At 62.2% G+C, this 13,315-nt stretch carries 6 protein-coding genes and 1 pseudogene; 2 read left to right on the forward strand and 5 right to left on the reverse strand.

The genetic code is table 11. The annotated features are described in order from the left end of the window. Nucleotides 1–1,103: 1,103 nt before the first annotated feature. From BW14_RS06355 to BW14_RS06375, 5 genes and pseudogenes are all read right to left on the reverse strand, one after another. Nucleotides 1,104–1,574 (reverse strand): annotated as a pseudogene (locus BW14_RS06355) (TetR/AcrR family transcriptional regulator); the annotation flags it as partial. 288 nt (nt 1,575–1,862) lie between these two features. After that, nucleotides 1,863–4,025 (reverse strand): YhgE/Pip domain-containing protein, encoded by a 2,163-nt coding sequence (locus BW14_RS06360; RefSeq protein WP_044089310.1) that lies wholly within the window; start codon nt 4,023–4,025, stop codon nt 1,863–1,865. Continuing rightward, nucleotides 4,022–6,670 carry a YhgE/Pip domain-containing protein gene (locus tag BW14_RS06365; RefSeq protein ID WP_081886454.1) on the reverse strand — a complete coding sequence of 883 codons (2,649 nt, stop codon included), beginning with the start codon at nt 6,668–6,670 and terminating at the stop codon, nt 4,022–4,024. The genes BW14_RS06360 and BW14_RS06365 overlap by 4 nt, the downstream gene beginning before the upstream one ends. 637 nt (nt 6,671–7,307) lie before the next feature. Further along, nucleotides 7,308–7,910 (reverse strand): hypothetical protein, encoded by a 603-nt coding sequence (locus BW14_RS06370; protein ID WP_140464883.1) that lies wholly within the window; start codon nt 7,908–7,910, stop codon nt 7,308–7,310. 144 nt (nt 7,911–8,054) lie between these two features. Then, nucleotides 8,055–9,683: an adhesin gene (locus BW14_RS06375; protein ID WP_223848057.1), complete on the reverse strand. Its 1,629-nt coding sequence runs from the start codon at nt 9,681–9,683 to the stop codon at nt 8,055–8,057. A 316-nt stretch (nt 9,684–9,999) separates the two neighbouring features. Here BW14_RS06375 and BW14_RS06380 point away from each other — a divergent pair, with 316 nt between their 5' ends. Together BW14_RS06380 and gndA are read left to right on the forward strand one after the other, a co-directional pair. Further along, entirely contained in the window at nt 10,000–11,283 is a 1,284-nt protein-coding gene (locus BW14_RS06380) for a putative ABC transporter permease (RefSeq protein ID WP_044089311.1), read from the forward strand. Between the two features lie 271 nt (nt 11,284–11,554). Continuing rightward, nucleotides 11,555–13,012, forward strand: a complete 1,458-nt coding sequence (gene gndA / locus BW14_RS06385; protein ID WP_044089313.1) for an NADP-dependent phosphogluconate dehydrogenase — start codon at nt 11,555–11,557, stop codon at nt 13,010–13,012. Nucleotides 13,013–13,315 lie beyond the last annotated feature (303 nt).

The raw sequence follows: 13,315 nt of genomic DNA on the forward strand, positions 1-13,315 counted from the left end.
GCGGGGCGTTTCCTCGGGTGACTGGTGGGAATGCCCCGCTCAGGCGTGCTCAGTGGGGCAATGCATCGGTTTGGTGGTGGTTGTGCCTCACTGAGGCGCGCTTAGTGGGGCGTTTCCTCGGGTGGCTGGTGGGAATGCCCCGCTCAGGCGTGCTCAGTGGGGCAAATCCTCGGGTTGGTGGTGATTGTGCTCCACTGGTGCGTGTTCAGTGGGGCGATTCCTCGGTTTGGTGGTGGTTGTGCCTCACTGAGGCGCGCTTAGCGGGGTGTTTCCTCGGGTGGCTGGTGGGCATGCCCCGCTCAGGGCGCTTAGCGGGGCGAATCCTCGGTTTGGTGGTGGTTGTGCCTCACTGAGGCGTGTTCAGTGGGGCGTTTCCTCGGGTGGCTGGTGGGAATGCCCCGCTCAGGGCGCTTAGCGGGGCAATGCATCGGTTTGGTGGTGGTTGTGCCTCACTGAGGCGTGTTCAGTGGGGCGTTTCCTCGGGTGGCTGGTGGGAATGCCGGCTCAGGGGTGCTCAGCGGGGCAATGCATCGGTTTGGTGGTGGTTATGCTCCACTGGTGCGTGTTCAGTGGGGCGAATCCTCGGGTGACTGGTGGGAATGCCCCACTGGGAAGCTCTTAGCGGGGCAAATCCTCGGGTGAGTAGTGGTATTGGCCCGCTGAAGTTGTCGTGGCGTGGCGATTCCACTATTGGACAGAAGATTGAGTGCGATCGGGCGGCGTCCGGTGCGATCGGGAGGTCACTTGAGCAGGGCGGGCCAGAGCAAGTCGGCCATACGGTCGGCCCATGAGGTTCCGGTGGCGTCTGATAATCCGCTCGCTGTGGTCATACCCATCCAGCTGTGGTCGCTCGTAGCGCTATCAGTACCGGTTGTAACATTGCTATCAGCGCCGCTGGCCATACCGCTAACCGCGCCGTGGGCCATACCGCCGTCCGTCGCGACAATATCCGTATCCGCGTCTGCGCCGGCTTCCGCACCGTCTGCGTCTGCGCCGGCTTCCGCACCGTCTGCACCTGCGCCTGCATCAGTACCTGCGTCTGCGCCGGCTTCCGCACCGTCTGCGTTTGCGACGTCGTCCGCGCCCGCATAGGCGCCTGCACCGTCTGCGCTGCCGGTGCCCATGATGGCCTCATACGCCACCAGCGAGCCGATGATGGTGGACAGCAGTAGCCTCTCGTCGATGCCGGGGCGGAAGATGCCCTGTGCCACACCTTGGCCGATGAACGTCCGCACTTGCTTGAGCCACGGCGTGATCACCTGATCGACGATGTGATGGAAGAATTCCGCCTCGCTCGAGAGCACGATGCCCACATGCTTGACGTCGATGTTGTTGTCGCGCACCCAATCCACCAACCGCTGCAACAGTTGAGTGAAGTGCTCGCGCGTGGGGCTGGGCACCGGGCCAGCCTCGCCGCTGACCAGATACATCGCGCTGATGCTGCGCAGCAGTTCGTTGGAATTGTGGTACCGACGGTAGATGGTGGTCTTGGCCACACCTGAGCGCCGGGCCACCTCCTCGATGGTCACGCCGCTGATGCCGCGCTCCACCGCGATCTGCAACGTGGCGTGCATGAGCTTGCGGTCGGTGGCTTCGCGGCGACGTTCGGCGCGAGGCGCAACTGATGGCGCGGCCATCGGTATGACCGGTGACTTGGAGACCGGCTTCGCCGTTATGGCTGTGCCGGATATGGTTTTCATGACTTCTTCTTTCTTCATGGTGTCTTCATGATGTCGTGACGATGCGGATGATGACGTCAATTTCTGTACGTCCACTCGGCTCTGGCTGATGACTTCCCTTAGCCAGAGCCGCTGACAGCTCCCCTCAACGAGTGGAGCCAAGGGTAGCCGAGAATCTCGGCGTCAGCTCAGCACCTTCGTGCTCTCCACCTTGGCCACATACCACTGGTTGAACCGCACCAGCGGCTTGCGCAGCAGCAGGCCGAGCAACAGCAGCGGTGGCACGAACGCCAGCAGCATGCCGGCCGCCCTCCAATAGTCGAGATCGTAGATGCCGGCGATGGCGGCGCGCATCATCGTCACCGAATGGGTCAGCGGCAGGAACGGGCTGACCTTGGAGATGAAATCGGGCAGCACCTGCACCGGGTAGGCGGCGTTCGCGCCGGAGATCTGCACGATCAGCATGAGCACGCCAATCGCCTTGCCCACGTTGCCGAAGCTCACCACCGCCGTGTAGGTGAAGAACGAGAACACTAACGAGCTCAGCCAGCCGGAGAGCATGAACAGCAGCGGATGCACCGCCTGCACGTGCAGGAACAGCAGATCGCCGGTCAGCGACACCGTGGACTGCATGAGCGCAATGAGCGCGAACACGCCATAATGACCGAGGAACAGCTGATGCGGGCGCGGATTGCCCAGCGCCTCACGAGTTTTGCGCGAGACGGTGGTCTTCAACGTCACCACCATGAGCAGCGCGCCAACCCACAGCGGGATCAGCGTATAGAACGGCGCCATCGAGGAACCGAAGTTCTCCACCGGGAACACGGCCGTGCGCTTCAGCTGCACCGGAGCCGCAAGGGTGCTCGCCAGCGCCTCGGGGTCATTGCCCAGGACCTCCTTGACCATGCCCATATCGCCGCTGTTCAGTGCGTCCGCCAGTTTGCCGTTGAATGAGCTCAATTCATCGCCGGCGGCGCGCAGCTTGCCGGACACCCTGTCCAACGTGGTGCGCGCGTTGGTGAGCATGGTCTTCGCGTCGCTGGAAGTGCCTTCTACGTCGCTCAGTGAGGTCTTCAGCTGTGCCGCACCGGACTGGAGGATGCCCGAGGCTTCGGACGCGGACGAGGACAGGGATTCGATCTGCGGCTTCACGTTCGTGGCGAAGTCCGACTTCACGCCGGCGATGCTGCTTTTCGCCTGATCGGCGAGATCCTTGACCTGCTGGTGACGGTTCTGGACGTCGGCGTTGCTGTTGCGCACGTCGGTGGCCGCCGCGTTCAACGCATCCTTGAGCTTGGTCTGTCGCGCAATCGAACGATCCAGCGACTTGACCACGGCCGCATCCTCGCCGAGGATGCCGGCGAGCGTATTGCGGATCGACGTGTACTGGGTGATCTGGTCGGCGACCGCGGTGGCCTGCGCGTCAAGCTCATCGGCCACTGTGGTCGAACCGTTGTTCGCGTCCTGATAGAGGGCGTCGATGGAGTCGGACACCGCGCCGAAGCTGCTGGCGCTCGCGTCCAGCGCGTTGCCCATCGCGTCGGTGGTGGTGTTCAGCGCCCCGGCTACATCGGTGACGCCCTGTTTGGCGGTTTTCAGGTTCTTGCTGGCCGTGGACGCCGAACCCGAGGCCTGCTTGATCAGGCTGTTCGAGGTGTCCAGCAGGGTCTGTGCCGAATCGGTGAGCGTGCTGTAGGTGCCCAGCATGTCTGCGGTGCTGTCGAGCTGCGACGCGAAATCGGCGACATTCGCATTGAATGCGGTCAGTTGCTGCTTGGCTTCCGGTGTGGAGAGCTGATCCGCCAGCGACGAGGCGATCTCCAATCCGGCGGCGGTGATGGTCTGAGCGAATGTGGTGTTGATTTGCGATGCCACCTCGTCGGTGCCCTCGTTGAGCAGGTTCGGGGCCAACGCGTTCTTCTTCTCGTTGCGGTAGTAGGTCAGCTTGGCGTGCTGCACGTCATCGGAGAAGAACGTCATCATGTCTTCGCTGAATGACTCCGGAATCACGATGGCGGCATAGTACTTGCCGGATTTCGCGCCGTCGATGGCGTCGTCCTTGGAGGTGATCGTCCAGTCGAGCTGCGAATTGGCGCGCAGGGCGTTGACCACCTGGTCGCCGACGACGACCTTCATCGGAATCAAATCCGACTTATAGCCTGAGTCCGTGTTCGCCACCGCGAACTTCAGGTTCGACATGTTCGAGAACGGGTCCCAGCAGGCCGCCACGTTGAACCACGTGAACAGGCCGGGGATCATGGTCAGGCCGATCACGATGATGATGGAGACCACGTTGCTGGTCAGTCGTTTGACGTCTCCGGTGAAGAGCTTCCACATCGTGCTCATCGTGCGTGCCTTCCTTCCTTGTGCTGCGTGTTGTGCTGTGCGTCCTCGTGCGCGCCCGCAGCGGGCGCGTGAATAGCCGGAATCCTGACTGTGGGCGCGTCGCCGTTGCTTTCCGGAGAGGATGCGGCATGCCGTCCGTAGAGCATCGAGCGAATCGACTCGTCAGAGAGATTGCCGAGCTCGGTCTGCCGGCGGATCGAGTCGCGCATGTATTCCACGACCATCAGGAAGCCGATGATGATGAGCACCCAGGCGAGCCAGGTGGCCATCACCACGATCTTCTCGCCGGTGGTCAGGGAGAAGATGATGATCAGCGCCGCCGGCACAACGAATCCGGCGATCAGCGCGCCGGACAGTAGCTTCGGATACTGCTGGGTGAACTTGGCTGCGCGCCGCTCAATCGCATGCTTGTATTCGGTGCGATTCGCCAGCGCGGCAATCGCCTGGGTGACGCGGTATTCGTTGGTGGCGATATGCACGGGTTCGCCGATGATCATGTCGCTTTCCTCGATTTCGCGCGCGAACAGACGGTTCAGATTCGCCAGCCTCGGGCGTGCGACCAAGCCGAGTAGGAAGGCCAGGACGGCGAACATCAGCAGTTTGCCGATATAGCCGAACCATAGGCCGTCGTAGAAGCCGCCAATGGTCTCGCGCATCGCGTCGATCGAATAGGTGAACGGCAGCAGCGGATAGATGATGCGGAAGAACCGGGGCATCATCTCGATCGGATACAGACCGGAGGCGCCTGGCACCTGCAAGATCACCAGCGCCACGCAGACGCCCTTGCCCACATGCATGAACGTGGTGGACAGGGCGAACACCACCGACATGTATACCAACGAGGTAATAAGGCAGGTGAGCAGGAATACAGGGATGTTCTCGCACTGCATGCCGAGCACCAGATCGCCGATGCCGGTGACCAGACCTTGGCATGCGGCGAGCGTGGCCAACAGGAGGAACCGGCCCATATAGCCCTGCGTCGGGGTAAGTCCAGGGATGCCTTCGTCATCGGTCTCCACCTTGGGAATCACCACCAAAACGAACGCACCCACCCACAAGGCGAGGTTGGTGAACAGCGGGGCCATACCGGAGCCGTACGACGACACCGGATAGATGGTCTGCTCCTTGATCACCGTCGGGGACATCATGAAATCGGCGATTTTCGAGGAGTCCAGCGACCCGTCGCTGTCGAGCAGGGAGCCGAGCGACGTGGAGATGCTCATCGCCTTGATGTCGGTGGCAAGCGTATCCAGCTTGGTCTGCACATTGGCGAGCGCTTTATCGGTGTCGTCGAGCGCGGTTTTCGTGGAGGCGGCGGCCTTGTCCAGCTGGTCGAGGGCCTCTTTGGACTGGTCGATCAGCGTGCCCTGGTTGGTGATGTCGTTGGAGAGCGTGGCTGCGGTGGCGCTGATGGTGCTCAGTCCGCTGTTGAGCTGGGGGAGTGCGCCGGACACCAGGGTTTTGCGGGCGTCGTTCGTGGCGTTCAGCGTGGTCTGCGTGGCCGTGTTGAGATTGTTGGAGAGTCCGGCCGTATGCTGCGACGCGCTGCTGATGGTGGTGTTGAGGCTCTTGAGATTGCCCAGCGTGCCGGCGAGCTGGCCGTTGCGCTGTTCCAGTCGCTCGATGGCTGATTTCAACGGTTCCTGATTCGCGTTCGGCAGGCTTTTCAGCGTTTCCAGGATGGCCGCGTTGGCGTCGTTGATGTCTTCTGCGGTGTTCAGCATCCCGCCCACCTGCTGGTTGGCGGCGCTGATGGAGCCGGTCACCGTGCCGATGTTCTGATTCGTTTGGGAGACGGCTTGGCTCAGCAGGCTCGAGCCTTGGTCGAGCGCGCCCGAGGTGGAGGTGACGAAGCTGTTGACGCTGTTCTGTGTGCTGCCGATGAGCTTGGAGGTGCCGGCAAGGCCTTCGGCGGCGTCGATGCCGAGGGTGCGCGCGTCCTCCAGCGCTTGGCGCGCGGTGCGGGTCTTGGTGGGGGTCTGGTCGAGCTTGTCCTGCAGCTTGGCGATGGTGTCGCGCGTGTTCTGCACGTCGCCGGATGCCTCGTTCAGGGATGCGACGGTGTTGGCCTTCGTCTTGTCGCCTGTCGCGAGGGCTTTGTCGCCGGCTTTGTTGATGGTGTCGGTCAGGACTTTGGACACCGTGGAGACGAAGGTGGAGTTGACGGTGCGGTCGATGGTGGAGGCGCCCACGTCGGTGACTTTGGGGGCGATGGCGCTGGCCTTCTCGTTGACGTAGTACTCGAGGATGGGCTTGGTGTCGCCGCCGGTGACCACGCCGGCCAGGGCGTCGGAGAAGTTCTTCGGGATCACGATGGCGGCATACGCCTTGCCGGACTGCACCTGGTCCATCGCCTCGGCTTCGCTGAGGAACGTCCATCCGAGCTGGTCGTTGTTTTTCATCTGGTCGACGATCTGGTCGCCGAGGTTCTGCTTGCCGATCAGCGCGTTGTCGGTGCCGGCGTCGTTGTTGGCCACCGCCACCACGATGCCTTTGGTGTTGCCGTAAGGGTTCCAGAAGCCCACGATGTTGTACCACGAATACAACGGTGGGATGAACACCATGCCGAACAGGATCACCCAAGCGGTGGGTACCTTGAACAGGCGCATGAAGTCGCGCTTGAGGACTTTGAGAATATTGCCCATGCTACCCCCGGAGCTGTGTCTATTGGTATTCGCTACGTTTTCCGTAGCGCTACGCATTGGGTAGCGTAATACCGTGTCGGGAGATTTGGGAAGGTGGGTATGGGGGATTTGGCGGAATTGCGCTGGATTGCGGTGTAATAATCGTGCGTCGCTGCTCGATGTGTCTGATTATTAGGGTGTTGGGTTGTTGTTGGGGGTGCGGCTTGGGGCGGTATGTGATGTGCCGTCCCGGATTTCTTGCGCTGACGCCGATTCAGCGCCAATAATCCGGGACGGGTGGGTTTGTTTCGGGAATTTGTTGCGCTGGGTGTCGCTGAGTGCAAGTATTTCCCGCCGGGTGGGTTTGTTTCGGGAATTTGTTGCGCTGAGTGTCACTGAGCGCAACAAATTTGGGGTGAGTGGGTTTATCTCCCGGATTTCTTGCGCTGGGCGGTGTCGGACAGTGTTGGTGTCGGACGGTACTGGTGTCGGACGGTGTTGGGTGGTACTGGTGTCGGACGGTATCGGGCGGTACTGGACGATACTGGGCGGTATTGGGCGGTACTGGACGGTGTTGGGTAGATTAGGAATCCGGGGTTGTCCCTGCACCGTGGGGATTTGTGGGGATTCGCCCTACACCGTGAAGTGGTAGTCATTGTCAGCTTTGGATGCTGCCGGTGCCCTCTGCGGAGTCGAATGAGCTGGAGGAATCGGCGGAACCGGAGTCGGATCCATTGGACTGTCCGGGCATGCCGTTCTGGCCGCTTTGTCCGTTGCCGGGCATGCCTTGGAACTTGCCTCCTTGTCCATTGCCGCTAGGCATCTGCATCTGCTGGCTTACGCCTTGGGAATGTCCTCCGGAAATCGCGCCGTAGGCCAATCCGCCGCCGAGGCCGCCGATCAGTCCGCAGCCCAGGCTGATGCCCGCGATAATGGCTATGGTCTTGCCGCTGAAGGACTTCAATGCCGAGCCTTGGCCGAACCCATGCGGAGCAGTGGTGCCGGATTGATTCCAGGTTTGCTGGGATTGAGTCCCCCAAGATGCATTGCCGTCGGTGCCGTATGGCTGCTGGGTGGCGCCAAACGGCTGCGCAGGGCCTTGCTGCGGGTTGACGCCGGGCGTCTGGCTGTTGTAGAGATTCTGGTACTGGTGGGTGTCCGCGGTCCGGTTGACGTTGATCGGTTCGGTGGCTGCTGTGGCCTGTGCATTCTGGTCTGTGCGATTGGCTCCAGTGTTCGGGTTGGTGTTGTTGCTGGTCATGATGATTCCTTATCGATGAATGGTTGAAGTTAGTTGTTTGGGGGTGATTGTGGACGATTCGTGACGGGTAAGGCGGCGAGGCGAACCGGGGATGGGCGTGTGCGAAGGGCGCTGGAACGGTTGATGCCGGGGCAGCATTCGCCGCTACATGCTCCACGTGGTCGAGGTGCCGAACGCGCTGTCGAAATCGGAGCGGTCGATGAGATCGGCGCTCAGCTCGGTGTCGTTGCCGGTTGCCGAATCGGGTAGGGCTGTGCCGTAATCGCCGGTGACGGTCACGGTCACCGAACCGGTGCCTGTGACCACGGTCTTGCCGTTCGCCACGATGGTCGCGGTGTTGCCATCCGAATCGACGACCGAACCGCCGTCGGCCACATTCAGTGCGGAGACCGTCGTGTCCTCGCTCACCACCCAGGTCGATGTGCCGTCGACGTTCACCGTGATCGGCGAATCGGTGGTGGAATCCTCATTGGCGGCGTCGTTCGTCACAATGCTCGCCGCGCCGGTCCATGTTGAGCCGTCCAGCAGATTCAGCGTCACCGAGGAAATCGTGTCCGCGCTTACCGTGCCGTTCAGCGTCTGATTGTGACCGGTGAACACCACAGTGGCGCCGTTGGAGCCTGCAGAACCCCAGTTGTTGGAGTCGTTGCCGGCTGCGGTGATCAGCGCCGCCTTGGAGGAATCGAAGTCAAGCGTGGTATTCGACAGCACCACGTCGGCGGTGGTGTTCGTGAAGTAGAACATCGAGCCGGATTCGATGGCGGATTTCAGCGTGGAATCGGCGGCCTGGAATGTGGCGTGCTCGCCGGTGGAGGCTTCGGCGTCGCCGGATGTGGACTGATAGATGATCACGCCGTTGGCCACCGGGTCGCTGGCGGTCTTGCCGGTGACGGTGCTGGTCAGCTGGGAATCCTTAATCAGAATCGTATTCAGCCCCTCCATGCCTGCGATCTGCGAGCCGCTGGACGTACCTGTGACGCCCGAGACCTGCACATCGCCGGTGGAATACAGCAGCGGTGAACCCGAACCGGCCGTGCTCAGGTCGGAATCGGTGGCGGAGATCGAACCGCCGCCGCGGTCGGTGGCGACGGTGGCGCTATGGTCGCCTGACGTGGTGGCGGTGACCGCGCTCGCCAGGATCGTGCCGCCATAGGTGGCGTCAAGGGCACGCGAATTGTCGGCTGTGGTGGTAATGGTCACGTTATTGACCAGCGCGGTCCCCGAATCGGTGGCGAACACGGCGTTCGACCCGGAGCTGGAGGCGTTGATGGAGGAGTCGGAGATGACGGTCTTCGAATCCTCGCCCACCGTCAGCGCCACGGAATTGGTGCCGTAGAAGTTGTTGTTGTCGGCGTTGTCCGAGTCGCCGGATTTGTTCAGTGTGGCGTTGGTCAGGGTCAGTGTGCCGCCGTTCTGCGCCAATGTGGTGTTTTGGTCTGATTCGGTGGCCTCGATGGTCTCAGCGTCGGAGGTGACCTCCTTGCCGTCCGCGGTCAGTGCGCCCGAGTAGCTGCCGCTGTAGTCGTAGCTCATGGTATCCGCACCGCCCATGCCGCCGGGCTGGCCTTGCAGGGTGGTGCTGTTCTGTGTCGAGCCGTTGCCCCAGCCGAGGCTGCGGGCGATGGCTGCGCCTGCCATGCCGTAGCCGAAGCCGGTGACCAAGGAGATGGCGGCTGCCGTGGCCGCCGCCTTGCCGAGAGGGGACTGCGCGGTGCGTCGAGCGATTCCCCTCGGTTTTGGCTGTCGCTTGCCAGACGATGATGTGATGGTCATGTCGGTTCCTTTCCGCCGGTGCGCTCGCGGATGCGCGGGCCTGTCCTTGCGGGCCTTATGCCTGTGCGCTCGCGGATGCGTACCCTGTTTGCTATTGACTCCAGTACACTGCCTCGGGCATAAAGGGAACTGCGGTGGCCCGGTGGGGCCTCTGGAATGTGCGGAAAGGACGTCTGGAAGGTTGTTGGACGTTTCCTGAATGCGCAGGGCAGGGACTATTGCTGCCGGGGTTGAATCTCAGCGCTGATCGCCGACGTTGAGGACCCGCCATGTCACAATGGAAACCATTCGAGCGACGGCATAGGAGGGAATCATCATGTCTGATCGCACGCCTGAACAGTCCCATCGTAGGGAATCTTCCGCATCCAAAGAGGCTAGGGAATCGGCTCTCGAAGCCGACCTGGTAGCCGCCGAACTGGACGGTGCCGAACTGGATCTTGACGCCAAACGACTGCCGATTCTGGCTCGCGTCTATGGCGTGCTGGTGCTGCTCGACGGGCTGGCCACCCTGCCGATTGTGGTATTCGCCACGTGGTACTCCGTGCATGAGATTATGACGGGCCATGTGCAGGTGGACGCGATGAGCCTGACGTTCGTGCTGTCCGCGCTTCACGCGGTGGTACTGATCGGCAACGCCATAGCATTGATGATTTTCGGCGTACTGCTCGTACTCAACCGCCGCCGGTACGCCGCCCGCTGGGCGTATGTGCTGATGCCGCTCACCTTGGCGGATGGCATGCTGTCCCTCGCGCTTCAGGGCTTGGGGTGGAATGTGGTGTTGCCGGCCATCCAGATGGTGATCCTTATCGTAATCTCCGTGACCGCCGATCCGGGGCTGCGCGAGGAGCGTCGGTTGCAGCGCGCGCTGAGGCGCATGGATGAGCGCGATGACTATGAATCCGCGGTCGCCGCAGGCATGCTCGGTCGCGACCAGTCCGGCAAGGGCTATATTGCGTTGGACTTCTTCAACATCTTCTGGCTGTTCACCATCGCCTCGATTGGCGGCCTCGCCATCGAGACCATCTACCATCTGGCGCTGTACCACGGGGAGCTGCAGGATCGCGCGGGGCTCTTGTGGGGCCCGTTCTCGCCGATTTACGGCTGCGGTGCGGTGCTGGTGACCGTGTGCCTGAACCGCTTGTGGAAGGCGAATCCGTTCCTGATCTTCTGCGCGTCGGCGGTGATCGGCGGTGCGTTCGAATACGCCACCAGCTGGTTCATGGAAGTGGCGTTCGGTATCACGGCCTGGGATTACACCGGACAATGGCTGTCCATCGACGGCCGCACCTCCGGCAAGTATATGTTCTTCTGGGGGCTGATCGGTGTCGTCTGGGTGCGCTGGCTGCTGCCGCGCATGCTGGCGCTCATCAATCGCATCCCTTGGAAAGTGCGGTATTCGCTGACCGCAGTGTGTGCGGTGCTGATGGTGGTGGATATCGTGTTCACGCTGATGGCTCTGGACTGCTGGTACGGGCGCATGTCCGGGAATGTGCCGGATTCGCCCGCCGCGGTATGGTTCAGCGAGCATTACGGCAACGACTACATGGCCGAACGATTCCAGACCATGCACATCGACCCGTCCAAGGCCGGCCGCATGTAGCGGGTCGCGTATCTGGATATCTGGGTATCGCTGGAGGCTGGAGCGTATGAAGACCCTCGATTGTCGCCAATATGCGGGGAGCGTAAGACGGGCCGTGCAACGTGTCGGACTGAACGATAAACTGGCAGTGTTTGAACGAAATCCGGGCCTCTGTATCGGAGGCGTCGGCGGGCGGACGTATCCGTGATGCGCACTGATGCATCGCGGACATATTCAGCCGCCGATCATCGGGGCGCCCGCTGGCGTTCCACGGTCAAGAAAGGCAAGGCATATGGCCGAAGCTACTGCAAATATCGGTGTCATCGGACTGGCTGCGATGGGCTCTAACCTGGCTCGTAACCTGGCACATCACGGCAACACCGTGGCGCTGTTCAATCGCCACTACTCCCGTACCGAAAAGCTGATGGACGAGCACGGCACCGAAGGCAACTTCGTGCCGGCCAAGACGCTGGAGGAGTTCGCGGCCTCGCTGAAGCGTCCGCGCACCGCCATCATCATGGTCAAGGCCGGTGCTCCGACCGACGCCGTGATCGAGCAGCTCGAGGAAGTGTTCGAGCCGGGCGACATCATCGTGGACGGCGGCAACTCTTTCTTCAAGGACACCATCAAGCGTGAGAAGGAAGTGCGCGCCAAGGGCTTCCACTTCGTGGGCTGCGGCGTATCCGGCGGTGAGGAGGGCGCGCTCAACGGCCCGTCCCTGATGCCCGGCGGCACCGCGGAATCCTGGAAGACCCTGGGCCCGATCCTCGAATCCATCGCCGCCAAGGTCAACGGTGAGCCGTGCGTGACCCACATCGGTACCGATGGCGCCGGCCACTTCGTCAAGATGGTGCACAACGGCATCGAGTACGCCGACATGCAGGTCATCGGCGAGGCCTACGACATTCTGCGCCGCGGCTTGGGCATGGATGCCGAGGAGATCGGCGACGTGTTCGAGGAGTGGAACAAGGGCGATCTGGACTCCTACCTCATCGAGATCACCGCCGAGATCCTGCACCACAAGGATGCCGAGACCGGCAAGCCGTTCGTGGACGTGGTCGTGGATCACGCCGGCATGAAGGGCACCGGCACCTGGACAGTGCAGACCGGTCTGGAGTTCGGCTCTCCGGTGGCTGCGATCGGCGAAGCGGTGTTCGCCCGCGCGCTGTCGAGCCACGGCGAGCTGCGTGAGGCCGCCCAGCGCGAGGGCCTGGCCGGTCCGAACAAGACCATCGATCTGGCTGGCGAGGACCGTGCGGCGTTCGTCGAGGACGTGCGCAAGGCGCTGTTCGCCTCCAAGGTGGTGGCCTACGCGCAGGGCCTCAACGAGATTCAGGATGGTGCCAAGGAGTACGGCTGGGATATCAACCTGTCCGAAGTGGCCCGCATCTGGCGTGGTGGCTGCATCATCCGCGCCCAGTTCCTGCTCGACCGCATCACTGAGGCGTTCAAGGGCGATAACCCGCCGGCCTCTCTGCTGTTCGATCCGTACTTCGAGAAGATCATCGGCGAATCCCAGGATGCATGGCGTCGCGTGATTGTTCGCGCTATCGAGGCGGGCATTCCGACCCCGGTGTTCTCCAGCTCCCTGGCCTACTACGACGGTCTGCGCTCCAAGCGCCTGCCCACCGCCCTGACCCAGTCCCAGCGCGACCTCTTCGGCGCCCACACCTACGGCCGCGTCGACAAGCCCGGCGTTTTCCACACGCTCTGGGCCGAGCCGGGCAAGCCTGAAGAGCAGCAGAGCTGATCTTCAGGCTTGAGGAGAGCCCTGTGGGCTCTCCGGCCGGCTCGGTGGTTGGCGGCTATGCCGTCAAACCCAGTATTGAGTCTCGCTCGTAGAGCGAGTCCGTAATTGCTGTTCGAAGAAGGCCAGGAAGCCGGGGCCGTCCAGCCTTCTTCGGTGCGAGGCGGTTTACCGCCGAGCAAGATGGAACTTGGAGCCTGAAGAGCAGCGGAGCTGATCGTCCGGCTTGAGGACAGTCCGGTGGGCTCTCCGGCCGGTAGTCAAACGGAGCGAATCTAATACCTGTGACGGAAGTTCGTTGGCTGT

Origin of the sequence: Bifidobacterium sp. UTBIF-68, from assembly GCF_006408855.1 — a bacterium.
In the GTDB taxonomy this organism is placed as follows: Bacteria; Actinomycetota; Actinomycetes; order Actinomycetales; family Bifidobacteriaceae; genus Bifidobacterium; species Bifidobacterium reuteri.